24 protein-coding genes and 3 pseudogenes are annotated in these 26,548 nt (G+C 41.9%); 10 read left to right on the forward strand and 17 right to left on the reverse strand.

Annotation, left to right across the window (positions count from 1 at the left end; translation table 11 throughout):
• Nucleotides 1-149 precede the first annotated feature (149 nt).
• Nucleotides 150-2,503 (forward strand): annotated as a pseudogene (locus HADU_RS00815) (DNA internalization-related competence protein ComEC/Rec2).
• Here the strand turns inward: HADU_RS00815 and HADU_RS00820 are convergent.
• Complete coding sequence (locus HADU_RS00820; RefSeq protein WP_034591971.1) at nucleotides 2,490-3,500, reverse strand: lysophospholipid acyltransferase family protein; 1,011 nt, start codon at nucleotides 3,498-3,500, stop codon at nucleotides 2,490-2,492. The pseudogene HADU_RS00815 and the gene HADU_RS00820 overlap by 14 nt on opposite strands.
• Nucleotides 3,501-3,628: 128 nt before the next feature.
• On the opposite strand from HADU_RS00820, the gene sppA reads away from it, so the two are divergent.
• The gene (gene sppA, locus HADU_RS00825) at nucleotides 3,629-4,651 is read left to right on the forward strand and encodes a signal peptide peptidase SppA (protein WP_008302409.1); all 1,023 of its coding nucleotides are present in this window, start codon (nucleotides 3,629-3,631) and stop codon (nucleotides 4,649-4,651) included.
• The gene (locus HADU_RS00830) at nucleotides 4,648-5,454 is read left to right on the forward strand and encodes an alpha/beta fold hydrolase (protein WP_008302411.1); all 807 of its coding nucleotides are present in this window, start codon (nucleotides 4,648-4,650) and stop codon (nucleotides 5,452-5,454) included. Before sppA ends, HADU_RS00830 begins: the two co-directional genes overlap by 4 nt.
• A gap of 58 nt (nucleotides 5,455-5,512) precedes the next feature.
• On the opposite strand, the gene purN is transcribed toward HADU_RS00830, so the two are convergent.
• Both purN and purM read right to left on the reverse strand, forming a co-directional pair.
• On the reverse strand, nucleotides 5,513-6,142 hold the full coding sequence (gene purN / locus HADU_RS00835) for a phosphoribosylglycinamide formyltransferase (protein WP_008302413.1): 630 nt from the start codon (nucleotides 6,140-6,142) through the stop codon (nucleotides 5,513-5,515).
• Between the two features lie 4 nt (nucleotides 6,143-6,146).
• The gene (gene purM, locus HADU_RS00840) at nucleotides 6,147-7,217 is read right to left on the reverse strand and encodes a phosphoribosylformylglycinamidine cyclo-ligase (protein WP_004892154.1); all 1,071 of its coding nucleotides are present in this window, start codon (nucleotides 7,215-7,217) and stop codon (nucleotides 6,147-6,149) included.
• A gap of 134 nt (nucleotides 7,218-7,351) precedes the next feature.
• On the opposite strand from purM, the gene cxpE reads away from it, so the two are divergent.
• The 5 genes from cxpE to HADU_RS00865 all read left to right on the forward strand — a co-directional run bounded on the left by cxpE (nucleotide 7,352) and on the right by HADU_RS00865 (nucleotide 12,831).
• Nucleotides 7,352-8,572, forward strand: coding sequence for a chloramphenicol efflux transporter CxpE (gene cxpE, locus HADU_RS00845; protein ID WP_004815086.1), 1,221 nt, complete (start codon nucleotides 7,352-7,354; stop codon nucleotides 8,570-8,572).
• A gap of 14 nt (nucleotides 8,573-8,586) precedes the next feature.
• Entirely contained in the window at nucleotides 8,587-9,291 is a 705-nt protein-coding gene (gene hda, locus HADU_RS00850; protein WP_004815088.1) for a DnaA regulatory inactivator Hda, read from the forward strand.
• A 122-nt stretch (nucleotides 9,292-9,413) separates the two neighbouring features.
• Nucleotides 9,414-10,385 carry a CSLREA domain-containing protein gene (locus HADU_RS00855; protein ID WP_008302419.1) on the forward strand — a complete coding sequence of 324 codons (972 nt, stop codon included), beginning with the start codon at nucleotides 9,414-9,416 and terminating at the stop codon, nucleotides 10,383-10,385.
• Nucleotides 10,386-10,392: 7 nt separating this feature from the next.
• Nucleotides 10,393-11,325: an IS5 family transposase gene (locus tag HADU_RS00860; protein WP_008302424.1), complete on the forward strand. Its 933-nt coding sequence runs from the start codon at nucleotides 10,393-10,395 to the stop codon at nucleotides 11,323-11,325.
• 39 nt (nucleotides 11,326-11,364) lie between these two features.
• Entirely contained in the window at nucleotides 11,365-12,831 is a 1,467-nt protein-coding gene (locus HADU_RS00865; protein WP_008302426.1) for a hypothetical protein, read from the forward strand.
• Between the two features lie 90 nt (nucleotides 12,832-12,921).
• Here HADU_RS00865 and HADU_RS00870 read toward each other — a convergent pair whose 3' ends face one another.
• The 5 genes and pseudogenes from HADU_RS00870 to HADU_RS00890 all read right to left on the reverse strand — a co-directional run bounded on the left by HADU_RS00870 (nucleotide 12,922) and on the right by HADU_RS00890 (nucleotide 16,207).
• Nucleotides 12,922-13,320 (reverse strand): DUF3106 domain-containing protein, encoded by a 399-nt coding sequence (locus HADU_RS00870; RefSeq protein ID WP_008302428.1) that lies wholly within the window; start codon nucleotides 13,318-13,320, stop codon nucleotides 12,922-12,924.
• A pseudogene (locus HADU_RS00875) lies at nucleotides 13,310-13,626 on the reverse strand (hypothetical protein). Before HADU_RS00875 ends, HADU_RS00870 begins: the two are co-directional and overlap by 11 nt.
• A pseudogene (locus tag HADU_RS00880) lies at nucleotides 13,623-14,236 on the reverse strand (RNA polymerase sigma factor). The pseudogenes HADU_RS00875 and HADU_RS00880 overlap by 4 nt, the downstream one beginning before the upstream one ends.
• A 168-nt stretch (nucleotides 14,237-14,404) precedes the next feature.
• Entirely contained in the window at nucleotides 14,405-15,181 is a 777-nt protein-coding gene (locus HADU_RS00885) for a TrmH family RNA methyltransferase (RefSeq protein ID WP_008302432.1), read from the reverse strand.
• A gap of 51 nt (nucleotides 15,182-15,232) precedes the next feature.
• Nucleotides 15,233-16,207 (reverse strand): class 1 fructose-bisphosphatase, encoded by a 975-nt coding sequence (locus tag HADU_RS00890; RefSeq protein ID WP_008302435.1) that lies wholly within the window; start codon nucleotides 16,205-16,207, stop codon nucleotides 15,233-15,235.
• A 181-nt stretch (nucleotides 16,208-16,388) separates the two neighbouring features.
• Between HADU_RS00890 and HADU_RS00895 the strand changes: the two genes are divergently transcribed.
• Nucleotides 16,389-16,574, forward strand: a complete 186-nt coding sequence (locus tag HADU_RS00895) for an NF038105 family protein (protein WP_004815102.1) — start codon at nucleotides 16,389-16,391, stop codon at nucleotides 16,572-16,574.
• 78 nt (nucleotides 16,575-16,652) lie between these two features.
• Here the strand turns inward: HADU_RS00895 and pal are convergent, their stop codons facing one another.
• From pal to HADU_RS00935, 8 genes are all read right to left on the reverse strand, one after another.
• The gene (pal, locus tag HADU_RS00900; protein WP_004815103.1) at nucleotides 16,653-17,225 is read right to left on the reverse strand and encodes a peptidoglycan-associated lipoprotein Pal; all 573 of its coding nucleotides are present in this window, start codon (nucleotides 17,223-17,225) and stop codon (nucleotides 16,653-16,655) included.
• A gap of 40 nt (nucleotides 17,226-17,265) precedes the next feature.
• Nucleotides 17,266-18,549: a Tol-Pal system beta propeller repeat protein TolB gene (gene tolB / locus HADU_RS00905; RefSeq protein WP_008302437.1), complete on the reverse strand. Its 1,284-nt coding sequence runs from the start codon at nucleotides 18,547-18,549 to the stop codon at nucleotides 17,266-17,268.
• A 204-nt stretch (nucleotides 18,550-18,753) separates the two neighbouring features.
• Complete coding sequence (gene tolA / locus HADU_RS00910; RefSeq protein WP_008302438.1) at nucleotides 18,754-19,992, reverse strand: cell envelope integrity protein TolA; 1,239 nt, start codon at nucleotides 19,990-19,992, stop codon at nucleotides 18,754-18,756.
• A 3-nt stretch (nucleotides 19,993-19,995) separates the two neighbouring features.
• Nucleotides 19,996-20,445 (reverse strand): protein TolR, encoded by a 450-nt coding sequence (gene tolR, locus HADU_RS00915; protein ID WP_004815110.1) that lies wholly within the window; start codon nucleotides 20,443-20,445, stop codon nucleotides 19,996-19,998.
• Nucleotides 20,445-21,143 (reverse strand): protein TolQ, encoded by a 699-nt coding sequence (tolQ, locus tag HADU_RS00920; protein WP_004892180.1) that lies wholly within the window; start codon nucleotides 21,141-21,143, stop codon nucleotides 20,445-20,447. The genes tolR and tolQ overlap by 1 nt, the downstream gene beginning before the upstream one ends.
• Before the next feature lie 27 nt (nucleotides 21,144-21,170).
• The gene (gene ybgC, locus HADU_RS00925) at nucleotides 21,171-21,578 is read right to left on the reverse strand and encodes a tol-pal system-associated acyl-CoA thioesterase (RefSeq protein ID WP_004892182.1); all 408 of its coding nucleotides are present in this window, start codon (nucleotides 21,576-21,578) and stop codon (nucleotides 21,171-21,173) included.
• A 225-nt stretch (nucleotides 21,579-21,803) separates the two neighbouring features.
• The gene (locus HADU_RS00930; protein WP_008302443.1) at nucleotides 21,804-22,199 is read right to left on the reverse strand and encodes a hypothetical protein; all 396 of its coding nucleotides are present in this window, start codon (nucleotides 22,197-22,199) and stop codon (nucleotides 21,804-21,806) included.
• Between the two features lie 739 nt (nucleotides 22,200-22,938).
• On the reverse strand, nucleotides 22,939-24,276 hold the full coding sequence (locus HADU_RS00935) for an amidohydrolase (RefSeq protein ID WP_008302446.1): 1,338 nt from the start codon (nucleotides 24,274-24,276) through the stop codon (nucleotides 22,939-22,941).
• Nucleotides 24,277-24,636: 360 nt separating this feature from the next.
• Between HADU_RS00935 and HADU_RS00940 the strand changes: the two genes are divergently transcribed.
• Entirely contained in the window at nucleotides 24,637-25,866 is a 1,230-nt protein-coding gene (locus tag HADU_RS00940) for an acetamidase/formamidase family protein (protein ID WP_034591992.1), read from the forward strand.
• A 347-nt stretch (nucleotides 25,867-26,213) separates the two neighbouring features.
• Here HADU_RS00940 and HADU_RS00945 read toward each other — a convergent pair.
• A partial coding sequence (locus HADU_RS00945; protein ID WP_008302450.1) for an IS5/IS1182 family transposase occupies nucleotides 26,214-26,548 on the reverse strand: 335 nt, incomplete at its 5' end.

Below are 26,548 nucleotides of genomic sequence, written 5' to 3' on the forward strand. Positions count from 1 at the left end.
TCCGGTGGGCTTTATTATTGCGTCATAAAATAACAATAAAAAGAAAAATCATGCTGCAATGGCTAGGTGTAGGCTGGATTCTTGGCTTGACAACAATGGGGTGGAGTAAAGCTGAATACCAGTTATCAGCAGGATCAGTCTGCCTGATTATGCTGGTATGGCTGCTTATCTACCGGGTCATCCATTTAAGGCTGCATCATGTTTATCTACGTTTTATTTCTATTTTATTTTCCTTAAGTCTGAGCTTTTTATTAGGGCAGGGCTTTGCCAATCATGCTCTTGATCAGCGATTGCAATTTATCGAGAAAGAAGTTGGGCAGCGAGAAGTTATCGTTTATATCTCCCGGCTCAACAAAATAAATACCGCCAGTATTCAGCAACCCTTACAGGTATTACAGCCGAATGGGACGCTAGTGCAGTGGCTGGGTTCTGTTAAGCAGGAAAGACCAGTGCAGGCTGCGTCTAATATGTCAAATCAGCTACAGCTGGGGCAGTATTACCGACTGATTGGTGAGATACGACCGGCACATGCCTATGCCACGCCTGGTGCATTCGATGTGGAGAAATGGTATCTCGAACAAAACCTGATGGCAGGATTTCGTATTCAACAGATTCAGCCTTTCACCCAGCAGGAAGTTTATGCACTCGGTTTTAGCCAGCATTTACGCCAACAGCAAAGTTTAAGATCCTCGCTACTTCTTTGGATTGAACAAAAACGATTAGAGTTAAGAGTATTTATTTACCAACAGCCAATACGAAACAAAGGGTTGATGTTGGCTCTGCTAACGGGAGATGAGAGTTTACTGGATCCAGCAATTGAACAGCAGTTTCGCCGTTTTGGTATGAGTCACCTGCTGGCAATTTCGGGGCCGCATGTAGTGATTTTTGCACTGATATTCTGTGCGAGTTTACAGTTTTTGACAGCCAGGATTTTTCCAGCTCTTTATCTGAAATGGCCCAGACAATATTACCTGAGTATACCTTTTTTACTTTGTGTCTTGCTGTACTGCGCCTTTGTGGGTTTTGAAATTCCGGCCTTACGTACCTTGTTGATCTGTGTGATGATCACGGCCAGTATCTGGTTAAGGCAGTATGTGCAACCTTTAAAGTTACTGATCTTAAGTGCAGCAATATTACTGTTACTGGATCCTTTTAGTATTTTGTCCGCAGCCTTCTGGTTGTCTTATGGTGCCTGTTTTGTCTTGCTGCGAATTTATCAGACCATACAGCGACAACCACGAGATGTAATCCAAAGTCCAGGACAACGTATATATTTGCAGTAAAAGTTTTAGTTGAATCTCAGTGGAAAATTTTTGTCGCCTTATTTCCCTTAATGATTATTTTCTTTAAACAGCTGGCCTGGATCGCACCATTGAGTAATTTGTTCGCGATTCCATGGATTGGTCTACTTATTGTGCCACTGGATATTATTGCCGCTCTATTTTTCTTCATTGCGGAACCATTCGCGGCACTGATCTTTCAAATGAACGATCTGATGATCAGTATGTTACTTGGTTTTTTAAATCTACTGGATCATCTGTTTTCACCTGAACTGATCCCGGTCGCAATGACACCATGGCTACTGATATTGAGTGTAGTTATTCTTGTAATTCTTTTTATACCGCGTGGAGCGGTACCCAAGTCATGGGCAGCGTGTGGACTGGTCCCCATCATGGCAATACCGCTTTATCATTCGCCATTTCAATTGCATGTGCTGGATGTGGGGCAGGGTCAAAGCATCTTTATCCGTCAAGGCCAACATAACATGATGGTGGATACTGGTGGTAATTATGATGAAAGTCGTTTTAGTATCGGTGAGCAGATTATTCTTCCATTTCTATCCGTGCAGGGAATATCTAAGCTTGATCAGCTGGTATTGACCCATTTGGATCAGGATCATAGTGGAGCTTATATGCATATCCGTGATCAACTTAAGGTTTCAGAGCTTATCGCCAGTGAACAGCCTGAACTGAATGAAAGTACTCAATTTAAATTATGTCAGCAGGGACAGTCCTGGAACTGGAATGAACAGGTTTATTTTCAGGTGTTATCACCGCGGTCAGACTCACTTAATCAGTTTAAACCTGATAAAAATGAAAATTCCTGTGTTATCCATATACAAGTTAAAGATGCCTGGCCTTATCAGCATTTTTTACTGATGGGCGATACAGGCTGGCAAACTGAGTTTCATTTGCTAAGAGATTATCCGGATTTAAAAGTCGATGTGTTGATCTTGGGGCATCATGGTAGCCAGCACAGTTCAGCCTATCAGTTTTTACAGCATTACCGCCCCAAAATCGCGATTGCTTCTGCTGGGCGATTTAATCGTTATGGCCATCCCAGTCGATTGACTCAAGCACGATTACAAGCTTTAAATATTCCACTGTTAAGTACGCCAGAGCACGGTAGCGTCGAGTTTTTTATTAAAGAACAACAGATACACCTTGCATCTTATCGATCTAAATATAGATGGTTGCAGAGAGAAAATCTTAAGATTCAATAGCTGTATTCGTATTTAAAGTCTGTAAAGTTTCTGCTGCAAGTTTTGCCTGTTCGTCCTGATAAGCCTGGCGCAGATCATTAATTTTAGCCAGTGCTTCATCCTGTGGAATGCGATAAATGGTGCCGCCCAGAGACTCATGCGCTTTAAAGCGTTTATAGCTCCAATGGTAGTGCTCCGGGTAACGATGAATCAATTCTTCCATTTTCTTGAAAATAATCTCGGTACCCTGATTCGGGGTAGAGTTATAGATTTGCTCATCGAGTGGCTCGAAGAATACATCAAAGCCTCCTTCAGTATTACGCATTGCAAAAAGGAACAGGCATTTTGCCTTGGTCTTTTGAATCAGTTTGGCGCTGAGGTTGCTTGAGCTGAGTGGTACACCAAAAAAAGGAATATATTCACCGCCTGCAGTTGGGGTATGGTCTGGAAGAATCACTGTCGTGCCGCCTTGTTTCAAGGCTTTAAAAATCTGACGAACGCCTGTTTCATCGGTGGGTAATAAGGTAGCCTGCTCACGACTCCGTGCCTCACGAACAAAGTTATCCACAGCAGGATCTTTGACCGGCTTATACATGATGCTCATTTGAGTAAATTGAGCGAGATAAGCATTCATGATTTCCCAGGTACCAAAATGCGGCACAATCAGTACCAGTCCTTTATTTGCTGCAAGTGCTTCCTTAAGTAAATGTTGTCCTTCTACATGATGGATACGTTGAAGATTTTTTTCATTGCTCGAGCCCCAAATACTAAAGAACTCAAAATAAGACATCAATTCATTCCGGATTGAGGCACGCGTAATCTCTTCACGTTGCTGCTCTGAAAGCTCCGGAAGTGCAATTTTCAGATTAAAGCGAATAGTTTCTGAGGTCTTGGAAGTCTTCAATAGATTTACAATGCCCGCAAGACTGCTTGCCATCAATCTCGTAATTGGGAGCGGAAGTCGGCTGACGAATTTAAGCAAACCATAGGTTGAATTCTTTGAGCTTTGTGCAGTCATTGAATTGATATTAAGAGCAATGGGAAGGAATAATTGAAATTTATTATAGGATAAAACTGCTGGTTTAGACAGAAATACTCAAATCGATGTATATAATGGGCACAATATAATTATGTGTTGGATTGTTTATGTCCGATTGGCCACCAAAACCTGAAAATCAAATACAAAATACGCCACAACCTCAGCAACCGACAGGACCTGAGTGGAAACTGCTTGAAAAAGCGGTACTTGCCTCTATAGAAGAGCAGCGCCGCGCACGTCGTTGGGGGATCTTCTTTAAATTCCTGACGTTTGCCTATTTGCTGTTTATTATCCTTGCCATGGGCAAAAGCTGCAGTACAGCATCGACTGATGCCACTAAAACATCAGATGAGCATCTGGCGGTGGTTGATATTATTGGCACGATTGCATCAGACAAGCAAAGTGTGAATAGTAACAACACCATCAAGTCGCTGAAGAAAGCTTATGCAAGTAAGCAGGCGAAAGCAGTGGTTCTGAATATCAATTCTCCAGGGGGGTCACCAGTGCAATCTGATGAAATCTGGCAGGAAATTCAGTACCTGAAAAAGCAGTATCCGCAGAAAAAGCTGTATGCTGTAATTGGTGATACTGGCGCTTCGGGTGCTTATTATATTGCTTCTGCTGCAGATGAAATTATTGTCAATCCATCGAGTCTGGTCGGTTCAATTGGCGTAATCATGCCGAACTATGGCGTGAGTAACCTGATGCAGAAACTGGGCGTGGAAGACCGTACCATGACTTCGGGTGAAAATAAGGCACTACTTTCGATGACCCAGCCGGTTGATGCTGCACAGAAAGCCCATGTTCAAGGGGTGTTGGATAATGTGCATGCTCACTTTATCAATGCAGTGAAACAAGGTCGTGGAGCAAAGCTTAAATCAACTGATCCTGCAATTTTCTCAGGCCTGTTCTGGACGGGTGAACAGGCAGTACAATTAGGTATTGCTGACCGTACCGGTAGCTTACAAACCCTGAAGCGTGAACTGAAAACTGATAAAGCCTTGAACTACACCGTTGAATACAGCCCATTTGAGTCTATCTTAGGCCGTATGGGGGCTTCCCTAGGTGAAGGTATTGCCAGCTCGGTCGCTCAGAAACTCAGTACTGAAAGTCAGACCAAACTGCAATGAAGCCAATTATTCATTTTGCGCACGCCAATGGCGTGCCTTCTCGTGTCTATCAGAAACTGTTTGATGGACTAAAAGATGAGTATGACATTATCTATGTGCCGTTGCTGGGTCCAGATAAACGTTATCCGATTGATAATCATTGGAATAGCCTGACCCAGCAAGTAATCGACAGTATCGTACGCCAAGCACAAGGTCGCCAGGTGATTGGTCTGGGGCATTCGCTAGGTGGAGCCTTAACCATGATGGCTGCTCGTCAACGGCCCGAACTGTTCGAGCAGGTGATCATGCTGGACCCACCTTTGATTATGGGACCGTCTTCATTGATGCTGCATATGGCAAAAGTATTCAAGCTAAAGGCTGTGGATACGATGTCACCTGCTGCTTTATCTTTACGCCGTCGTGATCATTGGGAATCCCGTGAGCAGGCAGCAGAATTACTACGTTCAAAGGGCTTTTATAAAGATTTTGATCAGGAGTGTTTTCAAGCCTATATTGATCATGCCTTGAAAGATGACCCAGTGCGGGGTGGGGTTGAGCTGACCATTCCCAAAATGGACGAAGTGAATATCTTTCGTACCAATCCATCCTTATGGTGGTTACCGCAAGCAAAGGTCAAACTGCCGATGCATCTTGTTGTAGGTAATGAAAGCCTGTTTCATAAAAGACAGTTTCCAAGACTGGTTCAGAAGAAGTTTGGTATTCCCTTTACGGTAACGCCAGGTGGACACATGTTTCCTTTAGAAAGACCGTATGAAGTCGTTGGTCTGATCAAGCAGCTCATCGCAGAGCAGTCTTTAAAGTAAAAAAAGTGAAACATAAAAAAACGCATCCGGGGATGCGTTTTTTTATGCAGTGTATTCTTTAGAATTTGCAGAATTGAACCGGTTCCTGCATCAACTCACCGCGATACATTACGCCAGCAGCAGTATGCTGAATCGTACCAGTACAGATCCATTCCACCACTTGCGGGTAAATCAGATGTTCCAGTACATGCACGCGCTGAGCTAAAGAGTGTGTCGTATCTTGATGAGATACTTTTAAAACCCCTTGAGCCAAGGCCTGACCAGCATCCAGTTCAGCGGTTACATAATGTACGGTACAGCCGTGCAGGGTATCCCCAGTATTCAGCACCCTTTGATGCGTGTGCATACCTTTGTAATTCGGCAAGAGAGAAGGATGGATGTTCACCATTTTACCTTCCCAGGCTTTAACAAATTTTTCACTTAAAATTCGCATAAAGCCTGCCAGTATCACTAAATCCACATCCCAATCTAACAGTTGCTGATGCATTACATCATCAAAGGCTTCACGATTCGGATACTGCTTGTGTTCAATGACTGCAGTCTGAATTCCAGCTTTTTGCGCACGCGCTAAAGCATAAGCTTCAGGCTTGTTGGAAATTACGCCGACAATTTGCCCTGACAGATTGGCATCAATCAAGGCTTGCAGGTTAGATCCACTGCCTGAAACAAGAACAGCAATTTTAATCATGCGATTATGCGAAGATCACACGGATTTTTTCATCAGCGCCTTCTACAGACTCGGCATTGTCCGCAATGTGACCCATCGTCCATGCTTTTTCGCCAAGGCTGTTCAGTACGTCTACAGTCTTGTCTGCATCTGCTGCGTCAACAACAAGTACCATACCTACGCCGCAGTTAAATGTACGATACATTTCAAACTGTTCTACACCACCTTCGCGTTGAAGAAGCTTGAATAGTTCAGGCCATTCCCAAGAAGACTCATTCACAACTGCTTGAGCCCCGTTTGGAAGTACGCGAGGCAGGTTACCTGGCAAACCACCACCAGTGATGTGTGCCATTGCATGCACATCTACCTGTTTAAGCAATTCAAGAATCGGTTTTACATAAATACGTGTTGGTTCCATTGCTACGTCAGCAAGTGGTCGACCATCGATGATCTGGTTTAAATCAACGTTTTTCACGTCAAGAATTTTACGAAGTAGTGAGTAACCATTTGAGTGTGCACCTGAAGATGCAACACCAACTAGCACATCGCCTGCTTTAACTTTAGAGCCATCAATAATTTTACTTTGCTCAACAACACCCACACAGAAACCTGCAAGGTCGTAGTCTTCGCCTTCATACATGCCTGGCATTTCAGCAGTTTCACCGCCAACCAATGCACAACCAGCAAGTTCACAGCCAGCACCAATGCCAGTAACAACATTTGCTGCGACATCAACATTCAAGTGACCAGTTGCATAGTAATCCAGGAAGAACAGTGGTTCAGCACCACAAACGAGAAGGTCGTTTACACACATTGCAACCAGATCCTGACCAATTGTGTCATGACGGTTCAAATTCAATGCTAAACGTAATTTTGTACCAACACCATCAGTGCCAGATACGAGAACAGGTTCTTCATAACCTTTAGGGATTTTACAAAGTGCACCAAAGCCACCAAGACCGCCCATAACTTCAGGACGTTTAGTGCGCTTAGCGACGGACTTGATTCGGTCGACTAACGCGTCTCCCGCTTCAATATCGACACCTGCATCTTTGTAGCTTAAACCAGTGTTTGGGGTAGAAGTTGAGTTGCTCATAATGAAGTCTCCGCATTCGCGGCGCTGATTATACCCGAATATACGAAACTCTTATGTTATTTATGTCCTAAAATGCTATCTTTATTCAAATATTTTACTTTTTATAATGATTAATAGAGAAAAGGCAAGACTTTATGGTAGATCGTACCTTACGTCGCATTTTTATCTTGGCTGGTATCGCCTTGATTATTTGGGTGTTATACCTACTTAAGCCTGTTGTTGTTCCATTTGTCGGCGCATTTTTTATCGCCTATCTATTTAGTCCTTTGGTTGATCGTTTACATCGTATTGGTCTGCCGCGCTGGCTCTCTATCAGTATTGTTTTTATCGGGATCGGGGTGGTGCTGACCCTAGCCATGTGGTACTTGGTGCCGTTGGTGTGGAAACAGTTAATGTATGCCCGCGACAGCATTCCTGCTGGAATTCACTGGGTCAATTATACTTTCCTGCCGTGGCTGTCTGATACTTTTAATCTCGTGCCAATGGAAATTGACACCAACCAGATTTCCAGTGTGGTCATGGATTATGTCCAGACCAATTATAGTGCCGACAGCATTCAGGCAATGGCCTTGAAATTGGCACAATCAGGGATCAGTTTTATTCAGATTGGTGGAACAATTGTTCTTATTCCTATCATTGCTTTTTATTTCCTGCTCGACTGGGAACGCATGCTCGACAGCATGCGCCGACTCATTCCACGTCCATACGAGCGTAGTACTTTGGAAGTTGTTGGTGAATGTCACGAAGTTTTGGGTGCATTTGTGAAAGGACAATTTCTGGTCATGGTATTACTAGGCGTTGTTTATGCCGTCGGTTTACAATTGATTGGCCTGGAAATCGGCCTGATCATCGGGATGGTCGCAGGCCTATGCAGTATTATCCCGTATCTGGGTTTTGCAGTTGGGATTATTGCAGCAGTAGTGGCGACTTTATTCCAGTTTGGAATTGACTGGTGGCAACTGGTTCTAGTAGGCATTGTATTCATGGTAGGTCAGGCGGTAGAAGGCTATATCCTGCAACCATTCCTGCTTGGCGATAAAATAGGCCTGTCACCAGTCGCTGTGGTATTTGCCGTATTGGCAGGTGCTCAACTGGCAGGATTCCTGGGTATGCTGATTGCCTTGCCAGTCGCTGCGGTGATCGTTGTATTACTGCGTCATGCCCGTGAATTCTATGAAAAAAGTGCACTCTACGATAATAGAACCCTCATCATCCAAAAGGCCTCTACTGGCTCTATCAATATTGAAACCCCTAATGTAGATGTAGATATTGACCTGAAATCGCCTCATGAGAAAGCACTGCAAGCAGATGAAAAATCGAGTAAGATTGAAAAAACCCAGCTTAAAGATGGATAGGCCAAAAAATAGATATGCGTCAATTGCAACTTGATATTGAACCCCAGCTCGATGCCCGAATCAGTGATTTTTCGGGTCCGGGATGGGGACATGTAATTGATGCGATTCGCCAGCTCCATGCGGGTCTGATTAATCGTTTCTATGTCTATGGTGGTGCGGGAACAGGTAAGAGTCATTTGCTTTCTGCAATTTGTGATTCTTATCTGGAAGTGGGGAAAACTGCAATTCAGGTCTCTTTATTGGAACTTTTGGATGCACCTACAGAAGCCATTACCTCACTTGACCGCTATGATCTGGTAGCTTTAGATGATATTGAAGCGATTAGTGGCGTACCCCACTGGCAAAAGGCAGTTTTTCACTTAATTAATTATAATAATGAAGGCGGTGGTCAGCTGGTCTTTTCTTCAAGGTTTGCTCCGATTGAACTTAAGCTGGAATTACCGGATTTACAGTCTCGTTTGACCCAAGCGGTGAGTACGCGCGTTCCGAACGGAAGTCTTTATGCTGACCGTTTTGCCTTGGTATCATCAGTATTGGATAGACGTGGGATTCATCTGGATCAGCAAATTTTTGATTACCTGCTGAGTCATGGTCCGCATCAGACCTCAGTACTTTTACAAACACTTGAACAGATTATTCAACTTTTAAAGGGTGAGAAACTCAAAGTGAGTAATGCTAATTTAAGGCAGATTTATGCATTGATTGACGAATATCGATAAATAATAAAAATTCTTGAGTAATTACTCAAATTATGACAGATTAGAGCAAAATAATTCAAATATCGCTAGGATGATGCGATTTTAGAATAAAAAGAAAGATTATAAAAAATTAGGAGAAGGTCATGCTCAAGAAGAGCTTAGGCATTGCTTTGCTATGTATTATGGGGCAGGCATACAGTGCTGAAATTGTCGTCACCACCACTGAAGATATCGTCAGGGATGATAAAGAATGTTCCCTACGTGAGGCCGTGCAATATATTAATCAGGGGATGGATAAGCCTTATATGGGCTGTGGAGACAACACGCCAATCGCTATTATTACTTTGAAAGAAAAAGAAATCTATAAACTAAACTCTCCCTTACAGATATTGCACTCAGTAAATATCCGTACTGTTTATGATAAAAATATTGGTGATGATCGAGCTGAAGGCTTGAGCAATGCCATTATTCGTGTTGCTGATAATTTGGATGCTTCTACTTTTGGTGGCATATTCAATATTGCCAATACTGAAATTATTTCGGGAATAAGTAAGCAGGTAGCGGTTGAATTTCGTGAAGTGACTTTAGAAGGATGTAAGGTTAATAGCTGTAAATCATCTAAAGGAGGTTTAATCTATAACCAAGGCAAGCTTACACTAAGACATGTCAAATTATATGGTGGTACGGCAAATGAAGGTGGTGCGATTTATGTGGCTGGTACTGATAAAACAGATCCAAGTAAAATTGGTAGCCTTTATATCCTGCAATCTTTGCTTGAGAATAATAAAGCAGATGAAGGAGGAGCTATTTATAGTGAACTACCCAGCTTCGATATTCGACAGTCTGTAATTGCTAAAAATACCACCTTCAATATAAATACGCGTTCATCCAATATTTATACTCGTGATGTATTATCCAATGAAGAAACAGATGTATTGGCTAAACCGCAATCCTATATTTTTAGTTCTACTCTATATGGTAATACAGGTGCGGCAGTTACTATTCTTGATGGGATTGCTGTTAATAATGCCACAATTATTGGTAATTCTATCGGTGTGAAGTTTGATGGGCTTTGTTGCACAAACCTATCTGTAAAGGCTTTTTTAGCGATATAATTTTCAAATGAAGAAGCCTACACACAAAATCTACCGCACAACCAATTGGCCCGCATATAACCGAGCACTCATGAGTCGCGGAAATATTGCCATTTGGTTTGATCCTGCTACGCAATGGTATGCTCCATCAAAAGGCAAACAAGGGCGAAATCAAACCTACTCCGACGCAGCCATCCAATGCTGCTTAATGATTAAATCCTTATTTCGTCTGTCTTTACGTATGGTTACTGGCTTTGTACAAAGTCTGATTAAACTTTGCGGATTAAATTGGATAGCTCCAGATTACACCACGCTTTGTAGAAGACAAAAGCATATTGATATTGTAATCAGCTACCAAAAAAGTAGCGATGGGCTGCATCTACTCATGGACTCTACAGGCATGAAGTTTCTAGGTGAGGGCGAATGGAAACGCAAGAAACATGGATCTGAATATCGTCGCCAATGGCGTAAACTTCATATTGGTATAGATGCCAAAACCCTACAAATACGAGCAGTTCAGCTTACAACCAATAATGTCAGTGATTCACAGGTGCTTGGTGATTTACTTGATCAGATTCCACAAGATGAGCGGATTGACTCTGTTTATACCGATGGAGCTTATGACACCAAGCAATGCCGTCAGGTCATTGCAGATCGGCAAGCGCATGCGGTGATTCCACCTAGAAAAAATGCGAAACAATGGAAAGATACAAAGAGTAGCTCGCTAGAGCGAAATGAATTACTTCGAACAATTAAACGTTTAGGCAGGACACTATGGAAAAAATGGTCAGGCTATCATCGGCGAAGTTTGGTTGAAACTAAGATGCACTGCATTAAATTATTAGGAGATAAACTCAGCGCAAGGAGTTTTGGTAGCCAAGTGAATGAGATCCATGCACGTGTAGCAGTCCTTAACAGATTTACGGAATTAGGTCGCCCACTTACCCAAGTTACGCCTTAAATTTGGCTCAATTAGGGGCGCTTTGCATTTCAAATCTTTGTGCAACAAAGCCATTCCAATATTGTGGCATTTAATACAGGTAAATCTTGTAGCTATGCTTTAAATGGAGGTAATACAGTAGACCAGACAATTACAATGATTATCGCTAATAATGCATTGGATGCTAGTTGTACAATTCCATCAAGTTATTTAACAGAGGCTACGAAAAACATCATCATCCCTGCAGCCATAGAACGTTCAGAATTGCTCTCGGATTATAAACCTGCCTCTCCATATAATATATATTTGCCACTGTATTACCCTATAGATAAAAACAGTAATACAGATTTTGTAAATGCTGGACATCTTAACTGTAGTGAAAGTGATCAGCGTGAAATTTTCCGTGTTTCGAATGGAACATTATTGCTCAATCCAGAGAATGCCAATACCTGTGATATTGGTTCTGTTGAACTGATGCGCCTAACTGCAGCTGATATTCAATCTCTTAATAATACTGCTTATAGTGAAATGCTAGCTGTTTATGATAATCGAATCAATCAGTTAGAAGTTATGCTAAATGATCCAGAGAATGCGTCAAGAAAGTTACAAATTCAGGCTGAACTCAATGATTTTAATGCTCTGTCATCTAATACAAAAAAATATGCAAAATATCGAGCGATTTATATTGATCCATTTGAATTAGCATTGCCTAAGCAAATTGAAATCAATGGTGAATTACGCAACAAGCCTTTTGAGAGTACTCAATACATAGTCAGTGCGCAGGCCAAAGGTGTAGGAAGAATACCTGAGAATATCACTGATGGAACAAATTTATTTCCTTTTAACCCAGATGATCAACAGGTTTGTGAATGGGTACCGGAGCTAAAACGTATTATGTTCTACCGTAAGGATGGAGCTTTAACTCCAACGGGCTTAAATGAATTTTGTGTATATACCATCACAGAGGTGTTATCTAATAGTAATGGTGTAGTTCCAGAAAGTTCTTCAGGAATACTGACTGCCACTTTCAATAATATCGCGCCAGTAGCTAAAGATGATGTTTATACTCTTCGACCAGAAAATAATCTAAGAGTAGAAGTTAATCCATTAAGTAATGACTTTGATGATGATGGTCCAATAGATAACCTTGCTCCAGAGTTCAGAAAAACGCCAATCAATTTAAGTAACACAGCAACGCCAATTCGTTTTGACAAAATTGATAGTTCGGTACTTACTATGCGAGCTGAACGTGAAGGTTTATGTGTAGATGGAACATTAACAGATAAATGTTATGGGGGGAAAATTACATTTGAGGTTAAAAATAATCTGAGTCAATTTGATTATCCAATCACATATTATTTGTATGATGAAGAAGGGGCTAAATCTAAACCTGCTACAATTTATTTGAAAAATAGTGCAAAAAATACTAATAATGAGAGCAGCGGTGGTGGTGCCATTAATATCATTGCTTTATTCGGTCTGCTTGGCATTGCAGCTTATCGTTCACGTCGTTTATTCAAGAGTTAAAGCGTTATAGAAACAATAAAAAAGCCTCAATTGAGGCTTTTTTAATATCTTTTATTTTTGGCAATAATTTTAATAGTCGGGCTGGGAGAATTAGTTTTCAGCAACTATCAAATGTTTGTTGAAATATTCTTCACGAATCGCAGGGCGTTGTTCAGGCGTCGCTTTTTGCATACGTGAAGCTAACTCTTTGCGTTCATGAGAACTCATTTTTTGCCAGGTTTCGCGCATCTTTTGCTTTTCAGTTTCAGGCAGTTGGGTAAACCAGTCCATGCGCTGTTGTAAGCTTACGCTTTGCTCTGCAGGAAGTTCTTTTAATGTCTGATAACGCTTAATTAAAGCGACCTGTTCTGCATCTGAAAGACTATTCCAGGTTTCATTGACTTGTGTATCAGCATCTTCGGAAAAAATCCAAAAGCGCTCAAATCCGGCAAAGCTGGTTTGAAGAAAGCCGAATGCACAAAATGCGAGTGCGAGTTTTTTAGCTGCCATGTGGAACCTGGTCCTCACCTAAAACCATTAACATTTCCAAGTCTTCAACCATTTGGGGTGAAAGCTTAGGTACGGACACGACTTGGGTTTGAGGCTCCTCTTGATTAGCGACATTCGGTAAAACAACAATACCTGCAATGGCAGCTGCAAGTGCAAAACCTGACATTTTGAAGAATGCAAAACGAGAATGCTTGGTCTCCTGAATTTCTTCAAGAACACGGTTCATCACAACAGGTTTGTCCTTATGCTGTTGTGCCATACCATCAAGTTTGGAAGTTACTTTTTTAAGAAATCATCTTGATTCATTCGGATGACCCTCCCAGAAATGGATTTAAATGTGCAAGTGAGGCACGCAGACCCTGGATTGCACGGTGATAGTGAGTTTTCACACTGCCTTCGCTGCAGTTCATAATTTGTGCGGTGGTATGCGTATCAAAACCTTCCCATGCACGAAGCATGAAAGCCTGTTGTTGACGAACAGGCAATTGGGCAATGGCTTGCTGGATTTCTTCAGCTGTAACGGCTTGATCCAGAAACTCTAATGGGGATGGCGTTGCTTCATCGACGACATCATTGAGTTCGGCATCATCGTCATCGAGCTGAACTTTTTAAAAAATGAAAATGGCTGATTACGACGCATTTCTTTACGTCGCCAGTCCTGTAACTTATTATTTAAAATGGTGTAGAACAGGGGATACCATTCTTCAGTGGATCGATCTGCATAGGATTTATGCAGGGAAATAAACGCTTCCTGGACCAGATCCATGGCAATGCCATGCTGGCTTTGGGTTGCACTTTCCATCATCACCAATGCACGACCCGTTACGTCTTGCATAAAATTCTTCAGGCGTGACTCAGCTGTACTCTTTAGAGTACTGGCATCTTGCGACTGAAGCTGTTTTGGCGCTAAATCCATAGAGATGGAAAATCCTGTCATTGGATACCCACCATTATTTTCAAGTACATATCTATATAACGTTGAAAATAATGGTTTGGTTGACATTACACTTGATTATTTTTTCTAGTGTAATCTATTTTTTATGCAGGTCGCTGAGAAATAAAATAAAGTAACTTAAATGTGTGATCAGATACGTTGACGGACCATTTCAAAGAAACAGATTGAACCTGCAATGGCAACATTCAGTGATTCCTGACCGCCTGGTTGAGGGATAGTAACTGCTTCGGCATGTTCCAGTGCATAGTCAGAAACGCCTTGCCCTTCATTGCCCAGAATCCATACACAGGCCTTACGCAAATCTTTGCTATATAAGCTGCTAGAACGGTGAGAGCTGGTCACATAAACAGGAATCTTAAAGTTATTAAGCACTTCTTCTAAAGTGACATTTTCAAAACACTGTAAAGAAAAATGTGCACCCATTCCTGCACGTAATACCCGTGGAGACCAGAGCGATGCAGAACCTTTGGTACAAATGATCTGATCAATGCCAGCCGCAGCAGCTGAGCGGAGCAGGGTACCAACATTGCCCGGATCTTGAACATTTTCAAGAATTAGTGTGTCTGCGGTGTAATCCAATGCTTGGCTAGAGCTTGGAATATCCACGATCGCCATGCAGGCAATCGAAGTTCCTAATGTACTTAAGTCTTTATATAAAGATTCACCAATAACGAAAACGATACCGGTGTATTTCTGTAAAATGATCTCAAAGTCCGGATGTTGCAGGGCATGTTCGGTGGTGAAAATAGAATTGATTTTCTTGCTTTCATGAAGCCATGCAAGACACAGGTGTGTGCCTTCAAGCACAGTTTGTCCTTGCTTTTTTCGATACGAATTCTGTTCAATCAAGCCACGCAAGTGCTTAATTTTAGGATTATCTTTAGATTCAAGGAAGATTGTTGGCATGGGAGAGAAGTCCACGGCAGTCAGTAGAACGCCAACTGCCGTTTTTAAATATTAGTTATGGTAGCTAGTGACAAGAGCAACTTCGTTTTTCGAACCGATGATCACTGGAACACGCTGATGCAAGTCAGTAGGCTGGATGTCAAGAATGCGAACACGACCAGTCGTAGATGCACCACCTGCCTGTTCCATCAACATACTCATTGGATTTGCCTCATACATCAGACGTAAACGGCCAGCTTTTTTCGGATCTTTCAGGTCATATGGATACATGAAGATACCGCTACGGCACAGGATACGGTGAATATCGCCTACCATACATGCAACCCAGCGCATGTTAAAGTCTTTTTCACGAGAACCAGTTTTGCCTGCAAGAAGTTCATCGATATAACGTTTTACAGGTTCTTCCCAATGACGTTGGTTTGATGCATTAATTGCATATTCTTTAGTATCTGCAGCAACCTGAATATTTTCAGAAGTCAGCAGGAATTCCTGGGTTTCTGGATCGAAAGTGAAAAAGATTGTACCTGCACCTACAGTCAGTGCCATCATGGTAGATGGACCATACAATACATAACCGGCTGCAACCTGATTGACACCCGCTTGCATGAAGTCTTCTGCCTGAGTTACAGCATTCTTAGCAGGTAAAATCGAGAAGATGGTGCCAACACACATATTGATATCAATATTGCTTGAACCATCAAGTGGATCGAACAATACCAGGAACTGACCATTTTCCTGTGCAGGAGTGAACTCATCCAGTTCTTCAGATGCCAGACCACCTACATTTGGATGAATTTTTAATGCATCGATCAAATAGTCATTAGAGATGACATCCAGTTTTTTTTGTTCTTCGCCCTGAACGTTCTCATGCTGAGCACTGCCCAATACGCCAGCCAATGCACCTTTTTGCAGTGCTTGATCAATTGTCTTACATGTATTTGCAATTGTTTCAATCACTTGTGCAAGTTCAGGTGTGAGATTCCCAGTTTTTTGCTGTAAAAATTGGGAAAGGCTTAGGTAAGACATGTCAGAAAAACTCCGAATAAAAATTTATCAGAATGATAAAAATGTAATTGGGCTATATTTTAGATGAGAACGAGGTAAAAGAAAAATTAAACTGAGACTATTTGCTATGATTTTACACTTGCAAGTCCGCTAGAAAATGCTATGTTGATTAAAAGGAAAACATAGGTTCAGGAGCACAAATATGACAACATTAAAGTTTGATGCGACTCCTACGCCGAGCGAAGCCATTAATTTAGATGAAATTTCTGAAGATAAGATGAAGGAAGCCTGGAAGGCTTATGAGGCTAAGCCGGAGTATAAAGAGTTCAATAAACACGACATGATTGAGTCGATGCAGCATCCCGAGGACGAAGAAGCTCAACACTAAAATATTTTTCGCATTCAAAAAAAGCACTCATCAATGAGTGCTTTTTTATTTGCAGAACTGAGAACAGTTCCGGCAGTTTTATTTGAGTAGTGGTGGAACCGCTTCGTAGTTAATTTCTACACGACGGTTTTCTTTCCAGGCATTTTCGTCATGACCTGGATTCACTGGCATTTCTTTACCATAGCTCACCGCTTCAAGTTGACCTGCATTCACGCCAGTTGTTATCAGGAAGCTTTCTACCGCTTTGGCACGACGTTCACCAAGTGCCATGTTGTATTCACGTGTACCACGTTCATCGGTGTGACCTGTCAAAGCAACACGTGAATTCGCATTTGCCATCAGGAATTGGGCATGGGCTTGCAGGGTAAGAAGATCGTCATTTGACAGTTCGCTACTGTCATAGTCGAAGTGCACCACACGTTTTGCCAGGTAAGCTTTATTTTCAGCAGTCACACCTTTAGAAGATGCACCAGCCATGCTTTGTGCATTTAGTGCAGCATCTTCGCTCAAACCTTGAGTGTCGACAGTTGTTGCTGAACCTGTGCCAAGTTCACCAGTTTGCGTTTGTGTTGCCGGTTTACGGCTGGCACAGCCAGTCATCACTAGTGCAGCAGCCAGTAATGGAAGTGCGAATAATTGTACTTTTTTCATCTTCATCTCCATGAAGTTTTGAGTATGTTGAAGTAATGGATTATTTAGGTGCCCAAGCTGGTTCACGAACTTCACCTTGTTCACTTGGCAGGTTCATACGGAAACGGCCATCAAGTGACATGATCGATAGCAGCCCACGTGAACCTTCACGTGTTGCATAGACTACCATCTGACCATTTGGTGAGAAGCTTGGTGATTCATCCAGACTGGTAGGCGTGAGGATATTATTCACACCTGAATTCAAGTCTTGAATGGCAACTTTGTAATTACTGCCACTTGGACGGTGAACTAATGCCAGTTTTTTACCATCTGCGCTTAAAGTACCGCGAGCATTGAAAGCACCACGGAAAGTAAGACGCTTGGTTGCACTGTTGGCAAAATCATAACGATAGATCTGTGGTGAACCGCCGCGGTCAGAGGTAAAAATAAAAGATTTGCCATCTGGTGCATAACGCGCCTCAGTATCAATCGCTGAGTCATTTGTCAGTCGTTTTAACTGGCGAGTTTCCAGATTCATTTCATAGATTTCAGGATTGCCATGCATAGAAGCTGTAAATAGCATGCTCTTACCATCTGGGGAAAAACTTGGCGCACCATTGAGACCACGGAAGCTGGCCAATTTTTCACGTTGACCAGTTGCCAGATTTTGTAGGTAAATTGCCGGACGTTTGGTTTCAAATGAAACATAGGCAATCTTTTTCGCATCTGGTGTCCAGGCTGGGGACAGGATTGGATCACGTGAAGTCAGGATGGTTTTTGGTTGTTCACCATCGGTATCAGCAATCTGCAGGGTATAACGCTGATCAGGTGTCGCAGGATTGCGCAGTACATAAGCAATACGGCCGCTGAAATCGCCCGGAATACCGGTCAATGCCTGGAAAATGGCATCACTGATCATGTGAGCAGCTTGACGGGTACGTGTAGCCGGTACTGTTAACAGTTCATTCAATAGATACTGTTTTTTCTCAATATCATAGAGCTGATATTGAATTTCATAAGAACCATCAGCATTGGTTTTGGATGAGCCTGTTACCACATAAGGGACACCTGCAGCCGCCCAGGCATCCGCATTCGGATTATTCAGGGTTGCTGTTGCCGGCAGGTTTTTTGAAGCACTAGTAAACTTGCCAGAACGGTTCAGGTCATTTTCTACAATCGGGTAGATGCTCTGGTCCTGACTGAATGGCACGATCGCAATCTTTGGAGCTGCTTCAGGGGCCTTAGTAATTTCAAGATGCAGTTGCGCCTGTGATTGTGTTGCAGTCAGTGTACCCAGCGCAGCGAATATGGCAAGGCAGAGTAAGTGTTTGCGCGTTTTTTCCATCATTCGTTATTTACTCAAATCAACGGATTTATTGTGAATATGATTGCGTTACATCATCGCATGAATTTGGCTGAATGAAACCACTCAGCAATGATCAAACTGTTATAACACTGTGAAAAGTGAATATTATTTTGCCGCTTTTTGCTGAAGTTTAACTTAAAAAAATAAAAGCCATAACTGTTTTTCAGATTATGGCTTAAATTTTTATTGTGCAGTGAAGGTAGAGGTGAAACTCCGGGCTTCACGCCGTGCATCTGGATCAGATGGCATCGGGTAAGGTGCAGCAGCACGAACTGCGGCTTCTACACTGGCTTTCATGTCCGGATCGCTAGCATTCACGATCACAGAAACCACAGAACCGCTGTCACTTAAGGTAACCCGGGCAGTCGCTTTCTGACCGGAAGAACCAGTAGGCGTATCCCAGGCACGCTTGATCTTATTTTCAAAGTCGCGTTTTGCTGTAGAGGCAATCCGTTTTGCTTCAGCTTTTTTCTGGGTAGCTTCTTCAGCGGACTGTTTAGCAGCAGAAGCTTTTGCCTCAGCTTCAGCCTGTGCTTTAGCTTCGGCATCCGCTTTAGCTTTCGCATCGGCAGCAGCTTTATTTTTGGCGGCGGCATCCGCTTTAGCTTTAGCATCTGCTTCTGCTTTGCGTTTGGCCTCAGCATCGGCTTTCGCTTTTGCAGCGGTATCCGATTTTTCCTTGGCAGCGGCATCTGCTCTGGCTTTCGCGGCAGCATCAGCCTTACGTTTTGCTTCGGCATCAGCTTTCGCTTTTGCATCAGCGGCAGCTTTATTTTTCGCAGCAGCATCGGCTTTTGCCTTAGCAGCAGCTTCAGCCTTGGCTTTCGCCTGTGCATCCGCTTGCTGTTTAGCTGCTAAGTCAGCTCGCTTTTGTGCTTCTAGTTTTGCTTTTTCTGCAGCAACTGCTTTCTGCTGAGCTTGCTGTTCTGCACGGCGGGCAGCTTCTTGTTCAGCTTTTGATTTGTTTGCAGCATCGGCTTTTGCTTTAGCAGCCGCTGCCTTGGCCTGTTCTGCAGCCTCAGCACGTTTTGCTGCTTCTGCTGCTTGCTGTTCAGCCTTGCGTTGTGCTGCTTCTGCGGCTTTCGCTTCTTGTGCGGCCTTTTGAGTATCTACTTTTGGTGCCGGTGGCGTCACTGGCGGGGCAGCAGTTGGAATTACTGGGGCTGCTTCCGTAGGCTCAGCAGTCTGCGTGATTTGTTCTGCCACATTTTCATGGGCAGTTTCATCAAACTCGGTTTCTTCACGTGTGACCGGTTTTAAGTCTTCAGGATTTACCAGGACAGTTTTAATCTGTTTTGGCGGTTCCGGCGGTTTGCTCATCCCCAGATAAAGTAATCCCACCAAAGCGACTGTATGGACTCCAATCGTGAATCCAATCGCGAGCACTTTCTGCTTAGAGGGTGGCTTTTTGAAATCTTTCATAAATTACTTTATAGGGGCGGTAAGCAAGCCGACTTGTGCGAGACCGGCATCCTGTAGGGCAGACATGAGTTTCATGACTTCGCCATAAGGACGAGTCTCACTCCCATTAATCAAAACGCTAAGCTGTTTGTTCGCAGTCTGTGCTTCATTTTGTGCATTGGTCAGGACTGTTTTTAATTCATCGAGCGTTAACACATCATTTGCGTGATTTTTATCTTCTAATTTAATCGTACCATCTGCTTCTAAAGTCACGATGGCAGGGCGGTCCTCAGCTTGAATGGGATTGCTATTGGCTTGTGGCAAATCAACCTTAATACCGGTAGTAATCATAGGTGCCGTCACCATAAAAATCACCAGAAGCACCAACATCACGTCAATATAAGGCACGACGTTCATGTCACTTTTCAGTGGTTTTTTAATACGCTCAAAGCGTCCTGAACGTTGAATAGCCATTAGTCATTGTCCTGAGGCTGGCCAAGTGACTGACGTTGTAACAGGGCCACCATTTCTTCTGCGAACAGGGCACGATCAGAATAAACTGCTTCACCTTTAGCTGTGTAATGGTTGAATGCCAATACTGCTGGAATGGCAGCAAATAAACCAATTGCGGTTGCAATTAAAGCTTCCGCAATGCCTGGCGCTACAGTTGCTAGCGTGACCTGATCCATATCTGCCAGACCAATGAAAGCATTCATGATGCCCCAGACTGTACCGAACAGACCGACATAAGGCGCAACTGAACCGATACTGGCCAAGGCACCTAAGCCATTTTCCAGGCTACCCTGATCACGGCTTAAGCCCACGCGCAGAATACGTTCAGTGCCTTCAATCGACTGGGTAGTAGAGGCATTGCGTTTTTTCAGTTTAAGAAACTCACCCAGGCCCTGATAGAAAATATCTTCCAGACCAGTACGTTTAGAGTTCAGCTGAGCATTGTTATAAAGCGTATTCAGTTCAGCGCCAGACCAGAAGATCTTCTGAAAATGTTCATCTTCTGCCTGTGCTTTTTTGTAGCCCATGTAAAGCTTGGCAATCAGATACCAGCTATACAGAGATGCCAGTAAAAGAGACAGCATAACCAGTTGTACGACAGGGCTTGCTTGTAAAATAAGATCTGATACTTGTAGGGATGATGCTAACTCGGTTGCCATAGTGTTTACATGTGCCAATTCATTTTTTTAATCTTGTTCCAATTCTTTTCGAATCAGGTCGCGTATTTCATCAGGTAGGCGACGTGGACGCATATCAGCGCCGATACAGGCCAGCTCTACCTCACCCGATGCAAGCATGATTTCACCACGATAAATATTTTGTTGCAATACAAAAGATGAAGCTTTAAGTGAAACGACACTTGCAGTGACGGTAATTAAGTCATCCATCATAATAGGACGCGAATATTTCACGTTAATTTTATGTACAACAAAATTGTAATCTTTTTGATGCCAGTAGTGGCTGATGCCTGATGCACGCAGCCATTCGGTACGTGTACGTTCCATAAAGCGAATATGATTGGCGTGATAGACAATGCCACCCGCGTCTGTGTCTTCAATATAAACGCGGATATTGAATTCAAATTTATTCGCCATAATGCTTTTCCATTGGTTTTACATGCAGATTAATGCTGCTTTCTGCACCTAATTTTGAGCTTAGAATTTGTCAAAATCAGGCTACAAGTCAAGTGATATCAGGCTGGGCAGTTTAGCATACTGACTTTTTTGACCAATGGCACAAGATTTCAAAGACGTGAAAAATTTTACCTGTAGAGGCGGTATTAGAGAGACTGCTAGCGATAAGAACTAATCAATTAATTTTTAAACAGTCCTGCATTGAACTGGATGATTATCACGGTCGCCTTTAAAGAAAATGGATTGCGTATCGCGGTTTATGGACAGTACATAACTTGGACTATTATGAGGGTGATCACGATCTACCCAGCGAATTTGAGGAAGTTGAAGCAGAGGTTGAGCGTTAACGTAAGTCACTGAAGCTTCACCATTCCAGCAGGCATTTTCGGCACAGATGGAGACATGTTTATGACGATTGACTGAGATTGTTAATTTATCTGGTGAAGAACTAGATGGGTTTTTAATACAATTTGGATGCGGGCAAAGACTTTGTAAAATTGCATTATTGCACTCCCAGACATCTTGGGCAGAAGTTATTACTGGATATAAAATAGCGCAGGTCGCCAATAAGAAAACTTTCATGACTTAATCCTCATTGAATACTTTTTTATAGTCTTAGAATGCCTATCTGCTGATTTTTATTTGTATTTTGAAAAGGATGTATGGAAGAAAATTTAATCAGAATAGACAGTTTAAGCTTTATATTTTTTCTGAAGAATTTTAATCACTTTTTATTTTAAGTGAGTATTGCTTCTCATTTTTTAATTTAAAAGGTTTATATAGACCGATCAATATCTTCAGAAAAAAGATTTGTAGCGAACGGTAAAGAGTAAGCATAATATGTAATAAAGAATTAAAGTTTTAAATCTTATAATATATTTAACATGCTTGAATATTAGACGATAAGAGAGGAGGTGTTGAAGCAAAAATATATTTGAAAATACAAGTTATTTAGACAGTTTTTAAATAGATGAATGGCATGCTATTAAATAATAGCTAAAATAAATTAATCTCATTTTATACAGTTTTTAATTAAACTAATTGAACAACATTAAGAATCACTAGCAAAAGGAAAGTAAATCACCTGTTCTGATTTAAACACTAAACTCTAATTGCTTTGATCTGTTTTTTATTATAAAAGTTCATAGACTGATTTTCTTTCTAAGGGGAGCTGAAAATAGTACGGTAAATATCTACCTATGATTATTCCGGAATATAAGAGAAGAGAGCAGATGTTTAAATCAGAACAGATAAAAAAGTGTTGTATCGAAAGATGAAAAAATGAATGAGTCCAAAAACTCATTCATTTAGATGCATCATATTATTTCTTCTTTTTCCAATTGGCCTGCACCTGCTCAGCTACTTTTGGATAGTCCAGAATAAAGCGAACATGGCTTTCGACCCCAGTTTTCAGGGTCGCATCATCCACAATGAAATTCGGGTTATGGTTTGGTGCGGCCTGATTCATATCCTGATCAGCTGGTGTTGCTCCAACAAACACAAACAGGGATGGCATCAGCTGGCCATAGTAAGCAAAATCTTCACTAGCGCTGGCATTGTTGTCTAAAACATGCAGTTTATCTTCGCCATGTACGCTTGCTAAGGTCGGGCGCATCAATGCAGTCAAGGTTTTATCATTGGTGGTGACCGGTGCATAGGGAGAGATTTCAACCTTGACCTTGACATCGTTGGCAGCAGCATTGTGTTCCAGCATTTTCGGCAAGTCTTTTAAAATGCCTTGACGCACATCTTCACTATTGGAGCGGATGGTGCCGACCATATTGACCTGATCTGGAATGACATTACCGGTTGTGCCGCCCTGTATGCTGCCAATACTGACCACGCCCATCCCTTTAGTCAGGTTGGCTTTACGGCTGATCAGACTTTGTAAATTGGTCACCATCTGGGCAGAGGCATAAATCGGGTCTTTACCTGCCCAAGGCATGGAGCCATGTACCTGACTGCCATTCACCTGAATGCTTAAATGATCGGCACTATTTAAAATCACACCATCTTTATAGAAAATATTGCCACTTGGCATACCTGCCATGACATGCATCCCGAAAATCACTTCAGGTTTTGGATTGTTCAAGGCACCATCGGCAATCATTTTGCGTGAGCCAATCTGATCGCCATGGGTGAAATTATCAATATCTGCACCACCTTCTTCAGCTGGCTGGAATACAAACACCACTGTTCCTGCGATTTTATCTTTATTGGCGGCCAGAACTTTGGCTGCCCCTAGGAGCATGGCAGTATGTGCATCATGACCACAGGCATGCATTACATGGGTTTCTTTGCCCTGATAAATCGCTTTTTGCTTGCTGGCGAATGATACTGGTGCAGTTTCCTGGATGGGTAAGGCATCCATATCTGCACGCAGGGCCATGACTGGACCCGGTTTTGCACCTTTCAAAACTCCAATCACACCAGTCTTGGCATAACCTTTGCGGACCTCAATACCATAGGACTTCAGTTCCCTTTGCACCAGTTCGGAGGTTTTAAATTCCATATTGCCCAGTTCAGGATGCTGGTGGATATGCTGGCGTAACTTGATGGTATGAGCTTCAGCTTTCTGCACAGAATTATCAATCCAGTCTGCCAGACTCATCTGACTGGCAAACGCAAGTGGAAGACAAAGGCAAAGCCGCTTATACATATTCATATCTGGGGAGAACCTTAAGAATCGGAGATGGTTAAAAGGATATTCTAGAATGGCATACTGGCTTTAAATTAACCAAAACCTGCACGGTATATAGTCAATACTTCTAAGGTATAAAGAGGGAGTTACCTTGCTGTTTAAGGAAATTATTCAGTAAGTTTTATTGTAATTTTATGTATCTCAGGGACATGTGGTTTTTCTCTCTTTATATACCTGCTTCCTATATTGAAATTTATTCAAAGAAGTATAGATCGATCAAATGATTAAATTTTGAATATTTATGATGAGGTATGTACCAGATTGGCATTGGGATTGCATGAAGTTAGCTTGCATTAATTTTTCATGGAATTTGAACATATGTTAAAACCTTTAGCTTTGTCTCTTGCTGTTGCAGCAAGCTTTTCTTTTATTTCTGCACATGCGGCAGCTGAAGATTTTAAAATTTTAAAACAGCTTGAAAGTAAACCAGTCTTACTCAAAAGTGGGGAATATAAAGGGAATTACTATGTTCCAAGCACCTTGAATACCATCACTTGGGGCTATTTACCTAACAAAGATGCCAAACCTGTGTTGACCATTCCATCGGGCAGCACTATTACCTTTGATACAGTTTCGCATGAAGGCTTGCTTGAAGACCAAGGACGTGATGCTGAAAAGTATTTCACTTCTAAAGGTGTGAAACCTGAGCATATTTTGCCTGAAGCGAAACTGATTACAGGTTCTAAGTTAAAGCACGATTTCCATAAAGATGGTCCACATATTATTACCGGACCTGTCTATGTGAAAGATGCGATGCCAGGTGATATTTTAAAAGTCGAGATTTTAAAAGTTGAGCCACGTGTGCCTTATGGTGTGATTTCAAACCGTCATGGTAAAGGCACATTGCCTGAGTTTCCTAAGAGTCAAAAGCATGATCATGCATCGCCTGCAAACCCAGAAGCCTATGGCAATGTTTCCATCTTTACTCCAATTGAAAAGAATAAAGAGGGTATTTGGGAAGGCGTTTTAAAAACCGAGTCAGGCAAAGCAATTCGTTTCCCATTGAATCCATTTATGGGCACGATGGGTGTTGCACCAAATACGAGCGACCCTGTGCATTCTGTGCCACCATCGTTCTATGGCGGTAACATTGATATTAATGATTTAACCGCAGGTGCAACGGCTTACTATCCAGTTCAAGTACCGGGTGCGTTGTTCTATACGGGTGATAGTCATTTTGTTCAAGGTGATGGTGAGGTCGCATTAACCGCACTTGAAGGTTCTGCACGTGCGACCTTTAAAATTACGGTATTAAAAGCGGGGAGTGATAAAATACCAGGTAAATCGTTGAAGCAGCCTTTGGGTGAAATTGATGAGTTTTGGATTACACCGGGCTTGGATGAAGACCTTGATGAAGCGATGCGTAAATCAACGCGTGAAGCGGTACGTTTTCTGGTTGATGAATATGGGATTTCAGAAGAAATTGCTTATGCGTATTTAAGTGCTGCGACTGATTTTGAAGTATCGCAAGTCGTAGATAGAACTAAAGGTATTCATGCCATGATTCGTAAAGCGGACTTTAAAGAGTTTAAGAAAGACGCGAAATAATTTTTGAATAAAACTTAGAAAAATAGGTTTGTACTTTTGCCAACTGATTTAGACATGGTCAGTTGGCTTTTTCTTTTGTAGTAGGAAATAGCAAAGTATGAGGTAACATTATTTAATTTTTATATATTTTGAAGAATTATGATAAAGTTTTACTACTATAAGCTAAATCATATAAGACTATCTTAATGGGTTTAAGAAGTAATTTTTTATCATAGCTTTTTTAATAATAATTAAATTTTTATGGGGTGAGAATGACGCAAAGAAAAGATGATAAATTTAGTCTAACGCTAAAACTTTTAATAGGCTTTTTAATCGTTTGCCTTTTTATATTAGACCTCTTTCATAAATCATTTTTTGCTCAGTTCCAAGTTGTAGATTCCAGCGATTAAATTGAATCTCAAACCAAGTCTTTTACCTCTATTTCGATAACGCTCAGCAAGGATTTTGAAGGTTTTCAGGCTGCCAAATACATGCTCAATTCCGATTCTTCTTTTATTGATTTCTTGATTATAGATTTTCAATTCAGGATCCAATTTACAGTGTCTTTTGGCTTTTAATGGCAACAGGCTATTCGGATACAACACATAAATCCCCTGATAGCCTTTATCTGCAAGGATAAAAGCCCCAAAAGGAATCTGGTTTAAATTGCGTTTGAACAACTCGAAATCATGCACTGCACCGC

The organism is Acinetobacter sp. HA (assembly GCF_000264725.1).
In the GTDB taxonomy this organism is placed as follows: Bacteria; Pseudomonadota; Gammaproteobacteria; order Pseudomonadales; family Moraxellaceae; genus Acinetobacter; species Acinetobacter schindleri.